Below are 20,191 nucleotides of genomic sequence, written 5' to 3'. Positions count from 1 at the left end.
GCCGGTCCGAAGTCACCCAAGGAGCACCCGCGATGCCCTCGCCCCTGTCCCGAAGGAACGTCCTCCTCGCCGGCGCCACGGCCGGCACCGCCCTCGCCCTCGCCGCCGCCCCGGCCCACGCCGGCCACCACCGGCCCCGCCGCCCCTTCGGCCGGTACGGCTCACCGTCCGCCCGGCTCACCCCCGGCACCCTGTACGTCCACCCGGGCGGCGCCGGTGACTTCACCTCCGTCCAGGCCGCCGTCACCGCCGCGACCGGCACCGGACGCACCCTCGTCATCGCCCCCGGCACCTACCGCGGGACGGTCTCCGTCGACGCCGACCGCACCGGTATGACCTGGCTCGGCGCCTCCGAGGACCCCCGCGACGTGGTGATCGTCCACGACAACGCGGCCGGCACCCCCAAGCCCGACGGCTCCGGTACCCACGGCACCTCCGGCTCCGCCACCACCACCCTGCGCCCCGACGGCTTCACCGCCCGCTGGATCACCTTCGCCAACGACTGGCTGCGCACCGACCTCCCCGGCACCAGCGGCACCCAGGCCGTCGCCCTCAAGGTCCAGGGCGACCGCAGCGCCTTCACCCACTGCCGCTTCCTCGGCCACCAGGACACGCTGTACGCCGACACACTCTCCCTGAACACCTTCGCCCGCCAGTACTTCGCGCACTGCTACGCCGAGGGCGACGTCGACTTCGTCTTCGGCCGGGCCACCGCCGTCTTCGAGCACTGCCACTTCCGCACCCTGATCCGCCCCGACCTCGCGCAGGCGCCGTACGGTTTCGTCTTCGCGCCCTCCACGGCCGGCCCCAACCCGCGCGGCTACCTCGTCACCCGGAGCAGGATCAGCAGCGAGGCCCCCGACGGCTACTACAAGCTGGCCCGCCCCTGGGTGCCCAGCTCCGACGTCACCGCCCGCCCCATGCTCACCGTGCGCGAGACCCGGCTCGGCGCCGGCCTCGACGCGGTCGCGCCCTACACCAACATGGCGAGCGGCTACCCGTGGCAGGACCAGCGGTTCGCCGAGTACCGCAACACCGGCCCCGGCGCGGCGATCACCGTGCCCGAGAACCGGCCGCAGCTCACCCGCGCCCAGGCGGCGACGCAGACGCGCGAGGCGTACCTCGGGGACTGGCGGCCGTATGACCGGCACCGCTGACCTGCCCGGCTACCTCACGGCGCTCAAGGACGAGCTGGCCTTCCCGCTGGCCTGGGGCACCTCGCCGGTCCGGGACTTCGACCAGTGGCGGCGCACCGCCCGCGCCGTGGTCGAGGAGCACCTCATCGTCGGCCGGCAGGACGGGACACCGTACGACCCCGAGTTCACCGCCCGTTCGGACGGCGACGGATACACGCGGGAGCTGGTCACCCTCTCCCTCACCCGCCACGGACGGGTGCGCGGCGCCCTGCTCACCCCGCACGGCACCGGCCCGTTCCCGGCGGTCCTGCTGCTGCACGACCACGGGTCCCGGTTCGACATCGGCAAGGAGAAGAACGTCCGGCCCTGGTACGACGACGCCCGGCTCGCCTCCGCCGAGGAGTGGGCCGGCCGGTACTTCGGCGGACGCTTCACCGGCGACGAACTGGCCCGCCGCGGGTACGTGGTGTTCTGCGCCGACGCCCTCGGCTGGGGCGAACGCGGCCCGCTGGCCTACGAACAGCAGCAGGCGCTGGCCAGCAACCTCTACCACCTCGGCTCCTCCCTCGCGGGACTGCACGCCCGCGAGGACCAGCGCGCCGCCGCCTTCCTGGCCGGGCTCGGCCGCGTGGACGCCCGGCGGATCACCGCGCTCGGCTTCTCCATGGGCGGCTACCGCGCCTGGCAGGCCGCCGCGCTCAGCGACGACGTCACCGCCGCGGCCAGCGTGTGCTGGATGACCGGCCTCAGGGAGATGATGGTGCCGGGCAACAACACCCTGCGCGGCCAGTCCGCGTTCCACATGCTCCACCCGGGGCTCTCCCGGCACCTCGACATCCCCGATGTGGCGGGCATCGCCGCGCCGAAGCCGATGCTGTTCTTCCACGGCGGGCGCGACGCCCTGTTCCCCGCCGACGGGGTGCGGGCCGCGTACGACAGGCTGCGGGCCGTCTGGCGTGCGTGCGGTGCCGAGGAACGGCTGCGGCTGAGGACGTGGCCGGAGCGCGGCCACGCCTTCGACGCCGAGATGCAGGACGAGGCCTACGCCTGGCTGGAGTCGGTCACCGCCGCCGCGCGGGGCTGACCGACTCCAGGGTCGGCACCACCGGCTCGATACCGCCGTCGGCCGCGAACTCCAGCCGGTCGACGGTGGTTTCGCGGTGCGTGCCGTCCCCGCCGGACACACCGGGGCCGTTCAGCGCGAACCGGTGGTAGACGATGTACCAGTCGTCCGTGCCGGGCGTGTTCACCACGGAGTGGTGGCCGGTGCCGAGGATGCCGTACTCGGGCCGCTTGGACAGGATGGTGCCGCGCTTCGTCCAGGGGCCGAGCGGGGACGGGCCGGTCGCGTAGGCCACGTGGTAGTCCTCGCTGCGGGTGTCGTCCTCGGACCACATGAAGTAGTACGTGCCGTCCCGCTTCATCACGAACGAGCCCTCACGGAAGCCGTCCGGGGTGATGTCCTTCACCTGCGCGGGGTCGAAGGACACCATGTCGTCGTCGAGCGGCACCACGTAGCCGTGCCCGTTGCCCCAGTAGAGATACGACCGTCCGTCGTCGTCGGTGAACACGGCCGGGTCGATCATCTGGCCGCTGAACCGCGTCTTCCCGATCAGCGGCTCGCCGAGCGCGTCCTTGAACGGACCGGCCGGGGAGTCGGCCACCGCGACACCGATCTGCTGCTCGGCGCAGAAGTAGAAGTAGTACTTCCCGTCGCGCTCCGCGATCGCGGGTGCCCAGGCGTTCCTGTCCGCCCACGGCACATCGGGACCGAGGTCGAGGATCACCCCGTGGTCCTTCCAGTGGACCAGATCCTGCGACGAGAACGCCTTGAACCGCGTCCCGCCCCAGCCGGGGAAGCCGTCCGTGGTCGGATAGATCCAGTACCGGCCGTCCATGTACCGCACATCCGGGTCCGCGTACAGGCCGGGCAGCACCGGGCTGCGGGTCGGTACCGCCTCCACCGTCCAGGTGCGCCGCGTACCGTCGGCGGCCGTCACCGTGTAGGTCCTCGGCTCGCGGAAGTCACGGCGCGCACCGGGCCGCGGGGTGACCGTCGCACCCTCGCCCACCCACAGTCTCGGGGCGAGCCGCCGCAGGTCCGCGCCGGGTTCCATGGGCAGTACGACCCTGCCGGTCTCCTCGCTGACGACGGCGTACCCCTTCTGCCCGGGGGCGGTGGCGTCCACGACCGAGGCGGGGCTCGCCGGGTACGCGGCCAGCAGCCGGTCGTACTCCGTTTGCGTCACCGGGATGACGGTGCCGTGCCGGGGGCTCGCGGGGAGCTGGTAGCCGGTCGACGGGGTCCACTCGCCCGAGCCGAGGTCGGTGGTCTCGAAGGGGAGGTAGCCGCGGCCGCCGTACTCGTCGATGAACAGGTACCACTTCTCCTCGGTGTTCGACTTGAACACCGTCGGTCCCTCGCCCCGGCTCATCGCACCGCTGCCGATGCAGTCGGCGACGAAGTCGTACGACGTGCCGGTCAGCGACGCCGACTTCTCACCGGTGATGAACTTCGAGCACGGGGAGCCCGAGGACGGGTCGCGCTCGTCCTTGGTGTAGCGGTAGTACGTGTCCTCGTGCTTGACCACGGTCGAGTCGATGACCGAGTAGCCCGGGTCGTTCCACACCTTCGGCTCGCTGAAGGTAAGGAAGTCCTCCGTCGTCGCGTACAGCATCCTGTTGTACGTCGAACCGGTGTGGCCCGGGTCGTCGTCCGCGTACAGCTTCGACGCCCAGAACACGACGTACGCGTCCAGCTCGTCGTCCCAATAGGCTTCCGGGGCCCAGGTGTTGCCCGCATTGTCCGGGGACACCTCCACCAGGCGCCGATCGGTCCAGTGGACCAGGTCGGTGGACTCCCACACCATGACCGACCTGCTGCCGTGCCGCTGGACCTCGTCCCAGCTGCCGCTGCTGTTCCGGTACATCCGCAGATCCGTGGCGATCATGTAGAACCGATCGCCTCCGGGGGAGCGGATCACGAACGGGTCGCGCAGGCCCTTCTCGCCGGTCGTGGAGGTCAGCACCGGCTTGCCCGCGTTGAGTTCACGCCAGTGCAGGGCGTCGTTGCCCCGGCTGAGGGCGTACCGGATCTGCTCCCCGTCGGCGGTCCCCTCGCCGGTGAAGTAGGCGAAGAGATAACCGGCGTACGTGGGCTTCTTCAAGGGCGGTGCTCCGGGGTGTGCGGTGGCCGGCGGGGCGGCGAGCAGGGCGAGGAGAAGGGCGAGGAACGGGACGAGAAGTGTGCGACGGACGGTGTGACGGCGCATGACACTTCCTGTCGGAGTGTGGGGGATTCTGTTGTTTCCCGGAGTCTCGCCAGTGGTGTGCGGCGCGTCAACCGATACGGACGGGACGTGGAGCGCCGAAAGTTTTCGGGTGTTTTCGCTGTTCGGGGTCTCGGACAACGACGGACGCCCCGCCGTTTCACCGTCGGCGGGGCGTCCTGGTGGGCGGGCCCGGATGGGGGTCCGGACCGCCCGGGTTCCGGCCGCCCGAGGGGGGCCCGGGCGAAACCGGGGTCTGGCGAAACCGGGGTCTGCGGGACTACTTGTAGGTGATGTCCGAGGAGGAGAACACGCAGTACGTGCCGTCGGCGCCGGAGCCGAGGTCCTTCGGCTCCTTGCCCGAGCTGTTGCCCTGGTAACGGGTGCACGTCTTGATCTTCTTCTTGCTGTCGCCGTGGATGCGGATCTTCGACAGCGTGGCGGTGTCACCGTAGTTGGTGTTGATGCCGACGATGGACTTGCCGGGTGCGGTCACGTCGATGTCGCTCAGCACGATCGTGCGCTTGTACTGCTTCTTGCAGTTGCCGCAGGAGCGCACCAGCTTGCCGAAGTCCTCGACCTGGAAGCCCGTGACGGTCAGCCTGCCGGCGCCGTTGAACTGCAGCACCTTGTCGTCGGCCTTCTTCGCGCCGCCGCCGATCACCGTGTACCGGGCCGACGACGACGTGCCCTTGAAGCTGGCCGCGTCCTCTCCGACGTCCAGCCACCACACGTTCTGCAGGGTGCAACTGCCCTTGCAGTGCACGCCGTCGGCGGCGGGGGTGCCGATGATCACGTTCTTCAGCGTGGCGCCGTCCGCCAGTTCGAAGATGGGGTCCTGGCCCTCGTCCTGGCCGTCGCCGCCCAGGTCGCCGGTGCCGTAGAACCGCTTCATGCCGCCGTCGTACGTGCCGGAGACCGGGACGGTGCTGGACACCGGCTTGCCGCCGGTGTCGGAGGGCCAGGAGGAGGTGGCGGCGCCCGCGGTGGAGAGCATCGACGTGGTGACGATCGCGGCGCCGGTGAGGCCGAGTGCGGAGAGGCCGGCGATCGTGGCCCGCCGCCCGGCGCTCCCGCGGCGGTGGGAGACGCGCTGTCCGGGTCGTGCAGTCATGCGCTGTGTCCTTGCGTGGTGAGGGTCTTTGCGTCTCCTGGTCGCCGCCGTCGCCAGAAGGGTTGCCGTACCCGACGATCTTTTTCCTACGAGTCCCCGTCGCCCCGCGCCGCGAAGTCGCCGCCGACCGAGAAGTCCCCGGAGCCGCTGGCCGCCGTCGCCCCGTAGGTGTCGTTCCCGGCGTCCCGGCCGCCGCGTTCGTGGTCGTACTGACCGGCGAAGACCCACTCGCCGGGCTCGACCGCGCGGCCCTCCTCCAGGGTCCAGGTGTAGACGAGGAAGCCGTCCCGCTCGTCCACCGTGAGGTCGAAGTCGCCCTCGGGCAGCGAGCGCCAGGCGCCCGTGGAGGTCACCCCGCCGGTCTGCGCGATCCGCAGCCGCACGGTGAGCGCGGTCAGACGGGCGCTCGTCCTCACGGTGACGTTGCTCTGCGCCCAGAACTCGTTGCTGTGCGGGTCCACCGAGCCGTCCGACCACAGCGGCCCGTCCTCGACCCCGGCCGGCGGCCGGGTGGGCCGGTGGGGCGGACTCGGCGTCCCCGACGGCGGGGTGACGGAGTTCCGGGGCGCGTCCGGGGTGTCCGGCGGCGCGGACGGCGCCGGCGGCGGCACGGGTGCCCGGCTCGTCGCCTCCGGGGACGGCGTGGACGTCGGCGAGACCGCCACCTGCCGCTGCGGCGAGGGCTCCTCGCTCCTCACCGCGGACGCGACCGCGTACCCGCCCACCGCCAGCACCCCGGCCACCGCGGCCGTGGCGCCCGCCACCCGGACCCAGCCGAACAGCGGCACACGCGCGGCCCGGTGCTCCGGGCGGGCCGGTCCGGCCATGCCGCGTTCCACCCGGGCCAGCATGCGCTCCCGGTCGGGCTCGTGCGCCCCGGCCGCCTCGTGCAGCCGGGCGCGCAGCTCCTCGTCCACGTCCCGCCGCGTCGTCACCGGTTTCCTCCCGTGGCCCCGCCGGGACGTTCTCGCCCGCCGTCGGCCCTCTCCTCGCGGGTGGCCGCCGCCACCGCCGCGTGCACCCGGTGCGGTACCTCCCGTGTGCCCAGCAGCCGCTGCAGTTCGGTCATCCCCTTCGAGGTCTGGCTCTTCACCGTACCCACCGAGATCCCCAGGGCCAGCGCGGTGTCCTTCTCCGACAGATCGAAGGCGTGCCGCAGCACCACACACGCCCGCTTGCGGAACGGCAGCCGGCGCAGCGCCTCCCGCACATCCACCACGCCCGGCACGTCCGGGTTCTCGGCCCGTTCTTCGCGCGGCGACCAGAACAGCGCGATCCGCCGCCGCTCCCGTACCGCGCTGCGGATCCGGGTACGGGCCAGATTGGCCACCACACCCCGGGCGTACGCGGCCGGATGGTCCGCCGCGCGCACCCGGTCCCAGCGGTGCCACAGTGCGAGCAGCGCGTCCGCCGCCAGATCGTCGGCGGTGTCCGGCTCACCCGTCAGCAGATGGGCCAGCCGGGACAGTTCGGCGTAGTGGCGTTCGAAGAACGCGTGGAATTCCACGGAGGCGGCGTCGTCGACGACGGTGCCCACGGGCGACCTCCCCTCGCAGCGTCGGGCGCCCGTCGGGCACCGGTGACGGTGTGTGTCATGTAGATGACATGTGAATGTCCGGAGTCGACCGGCGCGAGTTCCGGAGCGTAGCAGTGATCATTCACAGGGTCGTGCGGAGGGTCGAACAGCGTCTGGCCGGTCGGCATGTGAATCCGTAACACGAACCACACCTGAACGAGGTTCGGCGCGGGCACAATCCAGCCAGCATCCGCCAGATCAACTCACCGGTATCGAGGAGCAGTCGTATGTCCGAGGCGCAGAAGACGGCCGGCCGACGGGACGCCGGGCCACCCGCGGCGAACAGCCTCGACCGGTTCTTCCGGATATCCGAGCGGGGATCGACCCTCGGCCGGGAGATACGCGGCGGCTTCGCCACGTTCTTCACCATGGCGTACATCCTTGTCCTGAATCCCCTCGTCCTCGGCAGCGCGAAGGACAAGTTCGGCGAGCAGCTCGACGCCGTCCAGCTCACCACCGTCACAGCCCTGGTGGCCGCCGTGATGACGGTCATCATGGGTGTCGCCGGGAATCTGCCGCTCGCGCTCGCCGCCGGACTCGGCCTGAACGCCGTCGTCGCCTTCCAGATCGCCCCGCTGATGAGCTGGGACGACGCCATGGGACTGATCGTCCTCGAGGGCCTGCTCCTGTGCGTGCTGGTGCTGACCGGGCTGCGCGAGGCCGTCATGCACGCCATCCCGCGGCCGCTCAAACAGGCGATCAGCGTCGGCATCGGCCTGTTCATCGCGTTCATCGGCTTCGTCGACGCCGGATTCGTCACCCGCGTCCCGGACGTGGCCGGCACCACCGTGCCCGTCCAGCTCGGCGGCACCGGTACCCTCTCCGGCTGGCCGATGCTGGTGTTCTGCCTCGGCCTGCTGCTCACCGTGGCGCTGCTCGCCCGCAAGGTGCGCGGCGCCATCCTCATCAGCATCGTCGCCATGACCCTGGTGGCGCTCGTCGTCAACGCCGTCGCCGACGTCCCCGGCTGGGGACTGACCACACCCGAGTGGCCCGACCGGATCGTCGACACCCCCGACTTCGGACTCCTCGGCAGCTTCAGCCTGTTCGGCGCCTTCGGGCAGGTGAGCGCGGTCACCGTGATCCTGCTGGTGTTCACCCTGCTGCTGTCCGACTTCTTCGACACCATGGGCACCGTCGTCGGCGTCAGCGCCGAGGCCGGCCTGCTCGACGAACAGGGCAAGGTGCCGAACCTCGGCCGGGTGCTGTTCATCGACAGCGCCGCGGCCGTCGCGGGCGGCGCCTCCTCCGCGTCCTCGGCGACCTCGTACATCGAGTCGGCGGCCGGTGTCGGCGAGGGCGCCCGTACCGGCTTCGCCAACCTGGTCACCGGCGGCCTCTTCGGCCTGGCCCTCTTCCTGACCCCGCTGCTCACCATCGTCCCGCTGCAGGCGGCCGCGCCCGCCCTCGTCGCGGTCGGCTTCCTGATGATGACCCAGGTCAAGCACATCGAGTGGGACCGCTACGAGATCGCCATCCCGGCGTTCCTGACCATCGCCGTGATGCCGTTCACGTACTCCATCACCAACGGCATCGGCGCCGGCTTCCTCGCCTACGTCGTCATCAAGACGGTCCTCGGCCGGGCGAAGGAGGTCCACGGGCTGCTGTGGGGCGCGTCGGCGCTGTTCCTGGTGTACTTCGCGATCGACCCGATCGAGCAGCTGCTCGGCGTCAAGTAGCCGCGTGCGCACGGCGGACGGGCCGCCCCCGGGGGGAGGGGGGCGGCCCGTCCGTGAAGACGGTCACGCGGCCCGCGGGGTTCATTCCTTCAGCGCCGCTTCCATCGCGGCCCTGGCGACCGGGGCCGCCAGACCGTTGCCGCTGACCTCCGAGCGGGCCGCGTCGGACTGCTCCACCAGGACCGCCACGGCGACCTTCTGGCCGGAGTCCGACTCGGCGTACGAGGTGAACCAGGCGTACGGCGTCCTGCTGTTGTTCTCGCCGTGCTGCGCGGTACCCGTCTTGCCGCCCACGGTGGCGCCGGGGATCCGCGCGTTCGACCCCGTGCCCTCCTCGACGACCGTCTCCATCGCCGACCGGAGCTGCCCGGCGGTCGAGGCGCTGACGATCCGCTCCGTCGTGCTCTCGTCGTCGTAGTCCTTCAGCACATCGCCGCCGCTGTCGGTGACCCGGCTGACCATATGGGGCGACACCAGCTCCCCGCCGTTCGCCAGGGCCGCCGACACCATCGCCATCTGCAGCGGTGTCGCGGTCACGTCGAACTGGCCGATCCCGGTGAGCGCGGTCTGTGACGGCTCCATGTCCGACGGGTACACGCTGGGGTAGGCGCGCACCGGCACGTCCTGCGTCTCGTCGTTGAAGCCGAACTTCTCCGCCATCGCCCGCACCTTGTCCTGGCCCAGGGCGACGGCCGTCTTCGCGAAGACGTTGTTGCAGGAGTACTGGAGCGCGACCCGGATCGACGCGTTCTCACAGGGCGCGCTCGGATTCTCGTTGGTGAGCTCCTTCACCGTGCCCGGCAGGGTGTACGGGTCCGGGCTGTCGGTCCTCTCGTCCACCGATGTGTACAGCCCGTCCTCCAGCGCGGCCGCCGCGACGACCAGCTTGAACGTCGAGCCCGGCGGCAGCGGCTGGCGCAGCGCCCGGTTGGTGAGCGGCTTGTCCGGATCCGCGGTCAGCTTCTTCCACGCCCCGCCCGCGGTGTTGGCGTCGGTCAGCGACGACGGGTCGTACGACGGGGTCGACACCGCCGCGAGGATCCTCCCCGTCTCCGGGTCGATCGCGACGGCCGCGCCCTTCTTGTCGCCGAGCGCCTCGTACGCCGCCTTCTGCACCGCCGGGTCCACGGTCGTCACCACGTCGCCCGGCTTCGCACGCCGGTCGGTGACGGTGTCCATCACCGTCTTCAGCCGGGAGTCCGTGCCATTGAGCAGGTCCTCGTAGATGCCCTCCAACTGCGTCGGCGCGTAGGCCTGCGAGGCGTAGCCCGTCACCGCCGCGTACAGCGGGCCGTTCTCGTACGTGCGCTTGTACGCGAGGTCGCCTCCCCGGGTCCGTGCCGAGCCGGTGACCGACTCGCCGGCCACGATGATGTTCCCGAGCGGCTCCGCGTACGTCTCGATCGCGTTGCGCCGGTTGTCACTGTCGTCCGCGAGTGCCCGGCCGTCGTAGAACTGCACCCAGGTCGCCCTGACCAGCAGGGCGAACACCAGGAGCAGGGTGAAGACCGAGGCACGCCTGATCGTCTTGTTCATTACGTCCGGACAGACGAACGGGAGGCGTCGGACCGTTCCCGTCCGCCCCGGTTTCTCATCGGATGTTCATCGGCCGGGCGCGCCGCCGCCGGGGTCAGTGGTCCAGCGTGAGGACGAGTTCGCCGATCTTCTCGCCCCGTGCGGGCGCGTAGCCCGCATCGTGTCCGGAGACCTCGAAACCGCACCGCTCCAGCACCCGCCGCGACGCCACGTTGTCTGCGGCCACCCGCGCGTGCACCGGCCGCTCGGGGACCTCCGCCAGCAGACCGCGCAGCGCGGCCGTGGCGATGCCCTTGCCCCAGTAGGCGCGGTCCACCCAGTACGTCACCTCGCGCTCGCCCGGTTCCCCGTACACCGACACATGGCCCAGCACGTCGCCGTCGACCAGGACCGTGCGGACGACGATCTCCGGCGTGCTGCGGATCTTCGCCCAGTGGGCGTCGAAGCGGTCCCGGTCGGCCGGGTCCTCGGGGGTGAAGGCCGCCATGTGCAGCGACTCCGGGTCGTTCAACTGCCGGTAGAACACCGGCAGATCGCTGTCGTGCACCGGGCGCAGGGCGATGTCCACGGGTCAGAGCCTCCGGGTGGCGAGGGTCAGCCGGTCACGTGCGTCGAACAGGGCGTCCTTGACCATCTGCTCGTGCGCGGGCGTCAGCCGCGCCACCGGCACCGAGCAGCTGATCGCGTCCCGCGCGGGGGTGCGGTAGGGGATCGCCACACCGAAGCAGCGCAGCCCCAGCGTGTTCTCCTCGCGGTCCACCGCGAAGCCCTGCTCCCGCACCAGGTGCAGCTCCTCGATGAGCTTCTCCCGGTCCGTGATGGTGTGCTCGGTCAGCGCGGGCAGCGTCTCCGGGAGCATCTTGCGCACCTGCTCGTCCGGGTACGTGCTGAGCAGCGCCTTGCCGAGGGACGTCGAGTGCGCGGGCAGCCGGCGGCCGACGCGGGTGAACGGCCGCAGGTAGTGCTGCGACTGGCGGGTGGCGAGATAGACCACGTTGGTGCCGTCGAGCCGGGCGAGGTGGATCGTCTCCGTGGTGTCGTCCGAGAGCCGGTCCAGCGTGGGACGGGCCGCCGCGACGACCTCGTCGCCGTCGATGTACGACGTGCCCACCAGCAGCGCCCGTACGCCGATGCCGTACCGCGTGCCCGTGGCGTCCGTCTCCACCCAGCCGAGGTCCACCAGCGTGCGCAGCAGCATGTAGAGGCTCGACTTCGGGTAGCCGACGGCCTCCTGCACCGCGGCCAGGGAGTGCATGCCGGGGCGCCCGGCGAAGTATTCGAGCAGTTCAACGGTCCGCACCGCGGACTTGACCTGCGCCCCGCCGCCCGTCTCGCCAGCCGACATCGCCCTTGACCCCTTCGTTCGCCTGGAAATAGTCTCCGAAGTGCATTCATCAACAGAGACAGCGTTCAGTATATCGAACACCCCTGTTGGATGACGTACATACTGCGGCATTGCATGCGGCAATCAAGTGGAGGTACCCGCGGTGGCAGCAGCACCAGTCTGGAGTGTCGACCCCCGAACCGGGAAGCAGCGTGAACAGGTTGCGGTGGAGGCCACAGCCCAGGAGGTCGACGCCGCCGTCCGCGCCGCGCACGACGCGCGCGGCGCGCTGACCGACCGCACCGTCCGCGCGGCCTTCCTGCGCACGGCCGCCGACGAGCTCGAGGCCGCCAGGGACCAGCTCGTCGAGGCCGCCGACGCCGAGACCGCGCTCGGCCCCGTCCGGCTCACCGGCGAGCTCGCCCGCACCTGCTACCAGCTGCGCGCCTTCGCCGGCATCGTCGACGAAGGCGCCTTCCTCGACGTCGTCGTCAACCACCCCGACGACACCGCGACCCCGCCCATCCCGGACCTGCGCCGCTACAAGCTGCCGCTGGGCGTCGTCGCCGTCTACTCGGCGTCCAACTTCCCCTTCGCCTTCTCCGTGGCCGGCGGCGACACGGCGAGCGCGCTCGCGGCCGGCTGCCCGGTCGTCGTCAAGGCCCACCCCGACCACCCCGGACTGTCCGAGCTGGTCGCCAAGGTGCTGCGCCGGGCCGCAGCCCGCCACGACCTCCCCGAGGGCGTGCTCGGCCTGGTGCACGGCTTCGAGGCCGGCATCGAGCTGATCAAGCACCCGCAGGTCGCCGCGGCCGGCTTCACCGGATCCATCCGCGGCGGCCGCGCCCTCTTCGACGCGGCCGCCGCCCGGCCGGTCCCGATCCCCTTCCACGGCGAACTGGGCTCGCTGAACCCGGTCGTCGTCACCGAGGCCGCCGCCGCCGAGCGCGGCGAGGCGATCGGCGCCGGACTCGCCGGTTCGATGACGCTGGGCGTCGGCCAGTTCTGCGTCAAGCCCGGCCTGGTCCTCGCCCCGGCCGGCGCGGCCGGTGACACGCTCGTCAAGTCCCTCACGGACGCCGTCAGCAACACCGACGCGGGCGTACTGCTCGACCATCGCATGCGCGACAACTTCGTCGCCGGGGTCGCCGAGCGCGCCGGGCTGCCCGACGTGGAGTCCCCGGTGACGCCGGGCGCGGGCGGCGAGCACACCGTCAGCGCGGGGTTCCTCACCGTGCCGGCGAGCAGGCTGGCACAGGCGGGGGAGCACGACCTGCTGCTGGAGGAGTGCTTCGGGCCGGTCACCGTCGTGGCCCGCTACGCGGACGAGGCTGAGGTCCGGGACGTGCTGTCGCGGCTGCCGGGGAACCTCACGGCGACGGTCCAGCTGTCCGACGGCGAGGCCGCGGGGGAGGGGCGCGGGGCGGAACTGGTGCGGGACCTCACACCGTTGGCGGGGCGTGTGCTGGTGAACGGGTGGCCCACCGGGGTCGCCGTCGCGGCGGCCCAGCATCACGGGGGGCCCTACCCGGCGACCACTTCGACGTCCACGTCGGTGGGCGGGACGGCCATCGAGCGGTGGATGCGGCCGGTTGCCTATCAGGCTGTGCCCGAGGCTCTGCTGCCCGCGGAGCTGCAGGACGACAACCCGCTGGGGCTGCCCCGGAGGTTCAACGGCCGGCTGGAGCGCTGAGGCTCACCCCGCGCTCGGCTCCAGGCCCGCGTCGCGGGCCAGGAGCGCCGCCTGCACCCTGTTGTCGCAGTCGAGCTTGGTCAGGATGCGGCTGACGTACGTCTTCACCGTGGCCTCGCTCATGTGCAGGCGGGCGCCGGCGTCAGCGTTGGACAGGCCCTCGCCGAGCAGGGACAGCACCTCGCGTTCGCGTGCCGTCAGCCCGGCCACGCGGCGACGCGCCTCCTCGCCGCGCACGGTGGCGGCGGGGGAGGCGAGGGTGTCCACCACGTGCCGGGTGGCGGCCGGGGACAGATAGGCGTTGCCGGCCGCCGCCGCGCGGACCGCCTGGATCAACTCCTGCGGCGCGGAGTCCTTCAGCAGGAAGCCCGCGCCGCCGTGGCCGAGCGCCCGCAGGACGTTGTCGCGTTCCCCGAACGTCGTCAGGATCAGCACGCGTACCCGCGGCGTTGCGCGGCCCATCTCGGCCAGCGCGGTCAGCCCGTCCATCACGGGCATCTGGATGTCCAGCAGGGCCACGTCGACCGGGGTGCCGCGGGCGGTCTCCACCGCCTCCCGGCCGTCCCGCGCCTCGGCGACGACATCGATGTCGTCGGCCGAGGTGAGGATCATCCTGATGCCGGCCCTGATGAGCGGCTCGTCGTCGGCGACGAGGACCCGGATCACGCGGCCTCCTGCACGGTGTCGGTGTGACAAGCGGATGGCGAAGCCCGCCCATCATGCCCGATCCGGTCGCGAGTGCGGCCATGAACCGTGGGTCATATCTCGTGCTTGTAGGACTCCTTGGAGGACAGCTTGCCGTCGCGGAAGCAGAACCGGTAGACGATGTCCTCCTCGTCGTCCACGAAGTGCTCGCAGGTGGCGTCCTCGGGCAGCGGCGGACCGTCCTTCTCCACGCCGTCGGTGAGCAGCGAATCACCTTCCGGGAACTTCTTCCGGATGTCCGCCTCGGCGTCGCCGACCCGGGCCGACTCGTACACACTCGCCGGGATGACGCCCTTCTCCACCTCGTCCATCAGTTTCGACACCCCCCACACCAGGAGGGCCCCGACACCTGCGACGAGGACCACGGCGGTGAGGGCGCACCCGAGGGTGACGTTCTTCTTGCTGCTCATGATGGCGGCGAACTCCTTCTGCGGATCAGCGCGTTCGATGACGCCACCACCGTCGCCCGCGGAGCCCCCGCCGATCTGCCCCCGGAAGTCGTCGCCCGCGGCGACGGAAGTCGCACCGTCCGGACGGGCCCGCCGCTCGCCGTCGCCGTAGGGCAGCACACCGGCGAGGCGGAATCCACCGCCGGGGGCGGGGCCGGTGTGCACCATCCCGCCGACCAGCCGGGCCCGCTCCTGCAGGCCCGTCAGACCCTGACCGCCGCTGATCGCGGGCGGCCCGGCCGGTGCCCCGGCCGGTACCGGTCCGTTGGCCACCTCGACCACCAGGCTGTCCGGTTCGTAGCGCAGCGCCACGGTGATCGGGGCGCCCGGCGCGTGCTTGTGCGCGTTGGTCAGGCCCTCCTGGACGATGCGGTACACCGCATGGTCGGCGGCGGGCGCGAGGGGCCGTTCGGTGCCGGAGCGGTGCAGCTCCACCGTCACGCCCGCGGCCCGCGACGACGCGACCAGCTTGTCGACGGAGGCCGCCACACGGGCCGTCGAAGGCTCGGCGTCTTCCTCGGGGCCCGGCACGGGCGCTGCCACGCCGTCCCGCAGGATGCCCACCGCCTCGCGCAGCTCCCGCATCGCCGACCTGGATGCCTCCCGGAGGATGCCCACCCCTTCCCGCTGGCGGTCGCCCAGGTCCGGGTCCACCTCCAGCGCCCCGGTGTGCACGGCGATCAGGGCGAGCTGGTGGCCGAGGCTGTCGTGCATGTCCTGGGCGATGCGCTGCCGTTCCAGCAGCCGGGCCTGATGCGCCACCATCGCCTGTTCGCGCACCAGTTGGGCGTTGTGCCGCCGCAGGGCGTCGAGCAGGGCGTGACGCTGGGCGCGGTACCGTGAGGCGAGCCCCGGCACGACCGCCAGCACCAGGAACGGGCTCCCGCTCAGCACGGCCGTCACCAGCAGCGACATCCCGAGCTCGTCGTCGGCCGCGGTGACGGCGAAGTAGAGCGCGAGCCCGGCGGCGTACGCGGCCAGCGCGTGCGCCGGACGCCTGATGCGGCTGCCCGCCGACCAGCTCGCGTAGATCAGCAGCGGGAACGTGCCGACGACCGCCCCGGCCAGGGCCGACGAGACCATCAGCACCGTCGCCGGCAGGGCGCGACGGGCCAGGGACAGCACGGCGACGGCCAGGGCCAGGGCACCGCCCTTCGCCCCGGCCCCGGTCTCCGTCGTGTAGAGGAGACCCGCGATCCCGGAGAGCACCAGGGTGAGCACGACCTCCCCGGCGATCCGCTTGCGGGGCCAGGGGGAGGCGGCGATGAGCCGGGAACGGAGCGGCAGGCCGGTGCGGGGTGTCTCTGGTACGTCCACGCGCAGACGATAGAGGGCAGCCCCCGGACGCCCGCATCCCCCCTTCGGCGCGGTCCCGGACGACGAAAGTCGACTCCCCGCCGCCAAGGGCCCTGTCATCTTTGGTCGTTGCGGGTGGCGACTTACGGAGACTGCTCCGGGCCGGGGCACGCGGTGACGATGGTTCCGCCGGACACGCACACAAGCGACGGCGCGGGGACCAACGGCTCGGGGAGCGGAACAGTGGACGGTGCGGGGCAGTGGACGAACGGACGTTTCACCATTCGGCAGAAGACCGCCCTCACGACCGACCGGTACACCGTGAGCGAGTTGCTGCCCGACGGTTCCGACGGCGGGGTCCTCGCCTTCGCCGAGCTGAAGCGCCTCTCGCTCGAGGAGGAGATGACCTTCTACACCGACGAGTCCAGGACGCGGGTCTCCTTCACCGTCAAGGGACGCAGCCTCCTCGCGGTCGGCGACGGCTACGACGTGCGGGACGCGGAAGGCAACCCCATCGGCGCGTTCGAGGAGAGGTTCTTCGCCTCCCTGCTGCGCTCGACGTGGGTGCTGGACCAGCCGGGCTCACCCGTGGCCGTCGGGCGGGAGCGCAACCGGTTCGTGGCCGTGCTCCGCCGCGTCTGGGACTTCCTGCCGTTGGACCTGGTGCCGTTCGTGTGGCCGTACCACTTCGATTTCGAGACGGACGGCAAGCCGGTCATGAAGGTCGACAAGAAGTTCGGGCTGCGCGACAGCTATGTGGTCGACATGGCCGCGTCCGGTCTCGACCCGCGCCTCGTCATCGCACAGGCCGTGGCCCTGGACACGTTCCAAGGCCGCTGACCGGGACCCCCGGGCCCTCGGCGCCGGGCCCCGCCTGGAAGAATCCCGGCATGGACCTGAACATCCCCGAACTGCCCTTCTCCCTGCGCACCTACGGCCCCGACGGCCACTGGTCCCACGAGGACGGCGTCCTCACCGGGTGGGCCGGGGCCCGGCAGGACCGTTTCGTGCCGCCCACCGGGGAGGGGCTGGAGCCCGCCGCCGACGCTCCCCGGCTGCTGGGGGCTCCCGAAGGGGACTTCCAGCTGATGGCGAGGGTCACCGTCGGGTTCGCCGGGGCCTTCGACGCCGGGGTGCTCTACGTCCATGTGGGCGAGCGGGCCTGGGCCAAGCTCTGCCTGGAGTACTCGCCGGACGTGCCCACCGTCTGCACCGTGGTCACCCGAGGGCACTCCGACGACGCCAACTCCTTCACCGTCGACGGCAGTTCCGTATGGCTCCGGGTGAGCCGCACCGGACGTGCCTTCGCCTTCCACGCCTCCCGCGACGGCGAGCGCTGGACCTTCGTACGGCTCTTCACCCTCGGTGAGGAGAAGGAGACCGGCGCCGCCCTGGTCGGCTTCATGGCCCAGTCGCCGATGGGGGAGGGCTGTGTCGTGACGTACGACCACATCGAGTACCGGCCCCACTGGCCGAGTGATCTGCGCGACGGCAGCTGAGGGAATGCGCGCGGCTCGTTGAACGTTCACGTAGTCGCCGGAGGGAGTCTCCGTACCCGCACGACCTGGAGTGCCGATCACGATGCGCGTCGAAATCTGGTCCGATATCGCTTGCCCCTGGTGCTATGTCGGCAAAGCCCGCTTCGAGAAGGCGCTGGCCGCGTTCCCGCACCGTGAACAGGTCGAGGTGGTGCACCGCTCCTTCGAGTTGGACCCGGGCCGCGCCAAGGGCGACATCCAGCCAGTGATCTCGATGCTCACCAAGAAGTACGGCATGAGCGAGGCGCAGGCCGAGGCCGGCGAGGACAACCTGGGCACCCAGGCCGCCGGCGAAGGCCTGCCCTACCGCACCCGGGGCCGCGACCACGGCAGCACCTTCGACATGCACCGGCTGCTGCACTTCGCCCGCGAGCAGGGCCGTCAGGTGGAGCTGCTCGACCTGCTGTACCGGGCGAACTTCGCCGAGGAGCGGTCCGTCTTCGACGACGACGACCGGCTCACCGAGCTCGCCGTCGCCGCAGGTCTGGACGCCGCCGCCGTGCGCGAGGTGCTGGCCGACCCGAAGGCGTACGCCGACGAGGTCCGCGCCGACGAGCGGGAGGCCGCCGAGCTCGGCGCGAACGGTGTGCCGTTCTTCGTCCTGGACCGCAAGTACGGCGTCTCCGGCGCCCAGCCCGCCGAGGTGTTCACCCAGGCGCTGACCCAGGCCTGGGGCGAGCGCCCGCCGCTGCGGATGGTCGACGGCGACGCGGAGGCCTGCGGCCCGGACGGATGCGCGGTGCCGCAGAAGTAGAACGCGCAGGTCAGCGCGTACCCATAAGGGTCCCTTTTCGGTATCGCGCAGAATTCGGCAATGGACGGGGAGGTCCCGGGGCCGCAGAGTGGTCGCATGGAGACCTTCGAGAATCTCGTCCGTGCCGAGTTCACCCCGAAGAACACCTATCTGAACACCGCGAGCAACGCCCTCCTGCCCGCCCGTACCGTGACCGCGCTCCACGACGCGGTACGGCTGCGCGCGGAGGGCCGTTCGCTGGACCCGCTGCACGCCGACGTCGAGGCCTGCCGTGCCGCGTACGCCCGGCTGGCCGGCGTCCCGGTTGAGCGGGTGGCGGCCGGGGCCACGGTCGCCCTGCACACCTCGCTGGTCGCCGCCTCGCTGCCGCCGGGCGCCGAAGTCCTCACCGTCGAGGGCGACTTCACCTCCGTGCTGAACGCCTTCCACGCCCGCGGCGACCTCAAGGTGCGGGCCGTGCCGCTGGAGCGGCTCGCCGACTCCGTCCGGCCCGGCACCGCGCTGGTCGCGGTCAGCGCCGCGCAGTCCGCCGACGGCCGGATCGCCGACCTCGCCGCCCTGCGGGAGGCGGCCCGCAGCCACGGTGCGCGGACCTACGTCGACGTCTCCCAGGCGGCCGGGTGGCTCCCGGTCGACGCCGACGCCTACGACTACAGCGTCACCATCACCTACAAGTGGCTCCTCGGCGCGCACGGCGTGGCCTTCCTCGTCGTACCGGAGGACTTCGGGGACCTGACGCCGGTGCAGGCGAGCTGGGTGGCGGGGGAGCACCCCTGGGACAGCTGCTACGGCCCCCTCGCCGAACTCGCCCACTCGGCGCGGCGGTTCGACTCCAGTCCGGCCCTGTTCGAGTACGCGGCGCTGCGGGCGTCCCTCGAACTCGTCGAGGAACTCGGCGTGGAAGCGGTCCGCGCCCACGACCTGGCCCTCGCCGACCGCTTCCGCGCCGGGCTCGCGACCCTGGGCCGCGCCCCGCTGCCCGCACCCGGCTCCCCGATCGTGTCCGTGCCCGGACTCGGCGGACTCCAGGAGGAGTTGGCGCGGGCGGGTGTCTCGGTGTCCGCCCGTGCGGGCAATCTGCGGGCTTCCTTCCACGTCTACAACACGGCCGCCGACGTGGACCGCCTGCTGGACGTGCTGTCCCGCTGACACACGGCGGCGGGCCGGTGCCTCCTTGTCCCACACGAGGAGGCCCGGCCCGCGGTCTGTCACGACGCCGCTACCTCACGGGCGTGAAGTCCCGGGCCCCGATGAACTCGGGCCGCCGGATCGGTGCCGCGAACGGCTCGACCGCCGTGTTCTCGACGCTGTTGAAGACGATGAACACATTGCTGCGCGGGAACGGCGTGATGTTGTCCCCGGAGCCGTGCATGGCGTTGCAGTCGAACCACGTCGCCGAGCCGGCCTTGCCGGTGAACAGCTTGATGCCGTACTCCGACGCCATCCTCGTCAGCGCCTCGTCGGACGGCGTCCCCGCGTCCTGCATCTGCAGGGACTTCTTGTAGTTGTCCTTCGGCGTGGCCCCCGCGCATCCGAGGAACGTCTTGTGCGACCCCGGCATGATCATGAGACCGCCGTTGGTGTCGTAGTTCTCGGTGAGCGCGATCGAGACCGAGATCGTGCGCATGTTCGGCAGACCGTCCTCGGCGTGCCAGGTCTCGAAGTCCGAGTGCCAGTAGAAACCGCGGGCGCCGAAGCCCGGCTTGACGTTGATCCGCGACTGGTGGACATAGACGTCCGAGCCGAGGATCTGCCGGGCGCGCCCGACCACCCGCTCGTCGCGCACCAGCCTCGCGAACACCTCGCTGATCCGGTGCACCTCGAAGACCGACCGGATCTCCTTGGACTGCGGCTCCACGATCGACCGCTCGTCCGCGCGGATCGCCGGGTCGGAGGTCAGCCGCTCCAGCTCGCGCTGGTACTCGCCCACCTCGTCCGCTCCGATGAGCTGGTCGATGGCGAGGAAGCCGTCGCGCTCCAGGGCCTGGAGGTCACCGGCCGGGACGGGACCGGGGGTGTCCGGGGAGCCCCAGACGACCGGGTCCTGCCGGGGAGTCGCCACCTCGGTGGCGCCGCGGGTCGGATAGAGATCGGTGACGTTCGTGGTCGTGGTCACGATGAC

The 20,191-nt window shown here is 71.5% G+C and carries 18 protein-coding genes; 8 read left to right on the top strand and 10 right to left on the bottom strand.

The features are described 5' to 3' along the window. The first annotated feature begins 32 nt into the window (after nt 1-32). Nucleotides 33-1,157: a pectinesterase family protein gene (locus IF28_RS0125055; RefSeq protein ID WP_030224464.1), complete on the top strand. Its 1,125-nt coding sequence runs from the start codon at nt 33-35 to the stop codon at nt 1,155-1,157. Further along, complete coding sequence (locus tag IF28_RS0125050; RefSeq protein ID WP_030224462.1) at nt 1,141-2,220, top strand: dienelactone hydrolase family protein; 1,080 nt, start codon at nt 1,141-1,143, stop codon at nt 2,218-2,220. Before IF28_RS0125055 ends, IF28_RS0125050 begins: the two co-directional genes overlap by 17 nt. Here the strand turns inward: IF28_RS0125050 and IF28_RS0125045 are convergent. From IF28_RS0125045 to IF28_RS0125030, 4 genes are all read right to left on the bottom strand, one after another. After that, nucleotides 2,198-4,408: a family 43 glycosylhydrolase gene (locus IF28_RS0125045; protein WP_030224461.1), complete on the bottom strand. Its 2,211-nt coding sequence runs from the start codon at nt 4,406-4,408 to the stop codon at nt 2,198-2,200. The genes IF28_RS0125050 and IF28_RS0125045 overlap by 23 nt on opposite strands. A gap of 277 nt (nt 4,409-4,685) precedes the next feature. Then, nucleotides 4,686-5,519, bottom strand: a complete 834-nt coding sequence (locus tag IF28_RS0125040; RefSeq protein ID WP_030224460.1) for a pectate lyase — start codon at nt 5,517-5,519, stop codon at nt 4,686-4,688. An 86-nt stretch (nt 5,520-5,605) separates the two neighbouring features. Beyond that, nucleotides 5,606-6,454, bottom strand: a complete 849-nt coding sequence (locus tag IF28_RS0125035) for a hypothetical protein (RefSeq protein WP_030224459.1) — start codon at nt 6,452-6,454, stop codon at nt 5,606-5,608. Further along, nucleotides 6,451-7,056, bottom strand: a complete 606-nt coding sequence (locus tag IF28_RS0125030; protein ID WP_030224455.1) for a SigE family RNA polymerase sigma factor — start codon at nt 7,054-7,056, stop codon at nt 6,451-6,453. Before IF28_RS0125030 ends, IF28_RS0125035 begins: the two co-directional genes overlap by 4 nt. A gap of 266 nt (nt 7,057-7,322) precedes the next feature. Between IF28_RS0125030 and IF28_RS0125025 the strand changes: the two genes are divergently transcribed. After that, complete coding sequence (locus IF28_RS0125025; RefSeq protein WP_030224452.1) at nt 7,323-8,774, top strand: NCS2 family permease; 1,452 nt, start codon at nt 7,323-7,325, stop codon at nt 8,772-8,774. An 81-nt stretch (nt 8,775-8,855) separates the two neighbouring features. Here the strand turns inward: IF28_RS0125025 and IF28_RS0125020 are convergent, their stop codons facing one another. From IF28_RS0125020 to IF28_RS0125010, 3 genes are all read right to left on the bottom strand, one after another. Next, the gene (locus tag IF28_RS0125020) at nt 8,856-10,310 is read right to left on the bottom strand and encodes a peptidoglycan D,D-transpeptidase FtsI family protein (protein WP_030224450.1); all 1,455 of its coding nucleotides are present in this window, start codon (nt 10,308-10,310) and stop codon (nt 8,856-8,858) included. Nucleotides 10,311-10,404: 94 nt separating this feature from the next. After that, on the bottom strand, nt 10,405-10,878 hold the full coding sequence (locus IF28_RS0125015; protein ID WP_030224448.1) for a GNAT family N-acetyltransferase: 474 nt from the start codon (nt 10,876-10,878) through the stop codon (nt 10,405-10,407). Between the two features lie 3 nt (nt 10,879-10,881). Beyond that, the gene (locus tag IF28_RS0125010; protein ID WP_030224445.1) at nt 10,882-11,655 is read right to left on the bottom strand and encodes an IclR family transcriptional regulator; all 774 of its coding nucleotides are present in this window, start codon (nt 11,653-11,655) and stop codon (nt 10,882-10,884) included. 142 nt (nt 11,656-11,797) lie between these two features. Here IF28_RS0125010 and IF28_RS0125005 point away from each other — a divergent pair, with 142 nt between their 5' ends. Then, nucleotides 11,798-13,327: an aldehyde dehydrogenase (NADP(+)) gene (locus IF28_RS0125005; RefSeq protein ID WP_078621406.1), complete on the top strand. Its 1,530-nt coding sequence runs from the start codon at nt 11,798-11,800 to the stop codon at nt 13,325-13,327. A 3-nt stretch (nt 13,328-13,330) separates the two neighbouring features. Here the strand turns inward: IF28_RS0125005 and IF28_RS0125000 are convergent, their stop codons facing one another. Together IF28_RS0125000 and IF28_RS0124995 are read right to left on the bottom strand one after the other, a co-directional pair. Further along, nucleotides 13,331-13,993, bottom strand: a complete 663-nt coding sequence (locus IF28_RS0125000) for a response regulator transcription factor (RefSeq protein WP_030224441.1) — start codon at nt 13,991-13,993, stop codon at nt 13,331-13,333. Between the two features lie 92 nt (nt 13,994-14,085). Continuing rightward, nucleotides 14,086-15,798, bottom strand: a complete 1,713-nt coding sequence (locus IF28_RS0124995; RefSeq protein WP_030224439.1) for a sensor histidine kinase — start codon at nt 15,796-15,798, stop codon at nt 14,086-14,088. Nucleotides 15,799-16,020: 222 nt separating this feature from the next. Between IF28_RS0124995 and IF28_RS0124990 the strand changes: the two genes are divergently transcribed. The 4 genes from IF28_RS0124990 (at nt 16,021) to IF28_RS0124975 (ending at nt 19,218) form a co-directional block, all read left to right on the top strand. Next, a complete protein-coding gene (locus IF28_RS0124990) occupies nt 16,021-16,617 on the top strand; it encodes a hypothetical protein (protein WP_030224437.1) in 597 nt (198 codons plus the stop codon). Between the two features lie 50 nt (nt 16,618-16,667). Further along, nucleotides 16,668-17,276 carry a DUF1349 domain-containing protein gene (locus IF28_RS0124985; RefSeq protein WP_030224435.1) on the top strand — a complete coding sequence of 203 codons (609 nt, stop codon included), beginning with the start codon at nt 16,668-16,670 and terminating at the stop codon, nt 17,274-17,276. A gap of 82 nt (nt 17,277-17,358) precedes the next feature. Beyond that, the gene (locus IF28_RS0124980; RefSeq protein ID WP_030224431.1) at nt 17,359-18,069 is read left to right on the top strand and encodes a DsbA family oxidoreductase; all 711 of its coding nucleotides are present in this window, start codon (nt 17,359-17,361) and stop codon (nt 18,067-18,069) included. 96 nt (nt 18,070-18,165) lie between these two features. Next, a complete protein-coding gene (locus IF28_RS0124975) occupies nt 18,166-19,218 on the top strand; it encodes an aminotransferase class V-fold PLP-dependent enzyme (RefSeq protein WP_030224427.1) in 1,053 nt (350 codons plus the stop codon). Between the two features lie 70 nt (nt 19,219-19,288). Here IF28_RS0124975 and thpD read toward each other — a convergent pair whose 3' ends face one another. Further along, the gene (gene thpD / locus IF28_RS0124970) at nt 19,289-20,188 is read right to left on the bottom strand and encodes an ectoine hydroxylase (protein WP_199809037.1); all 900 of its coding nucleotides are present in this window, start codon (nt 20,186-20,188) and stop codon (nt 19,289-19,291) included. Between the last annotated feature and the right edge of the window lie 3 nt (nt 20,189-20,191).

Origin of the sequence: Streptomyces sp. NRRL WC-3626 (assembly GCF_000718785.1) — a bacterium.
Lineage (GTDB): Bacteria > Actinomycetota > Actinomycetes > Streptomycetales > Streptomycetaceae > Streptomyces > Streptomyces edwardsiae.
Note: the sequence above shows the minus strand (reverse complement) of the source record. Positions and strands in the feature narration are given on the sequence as shown.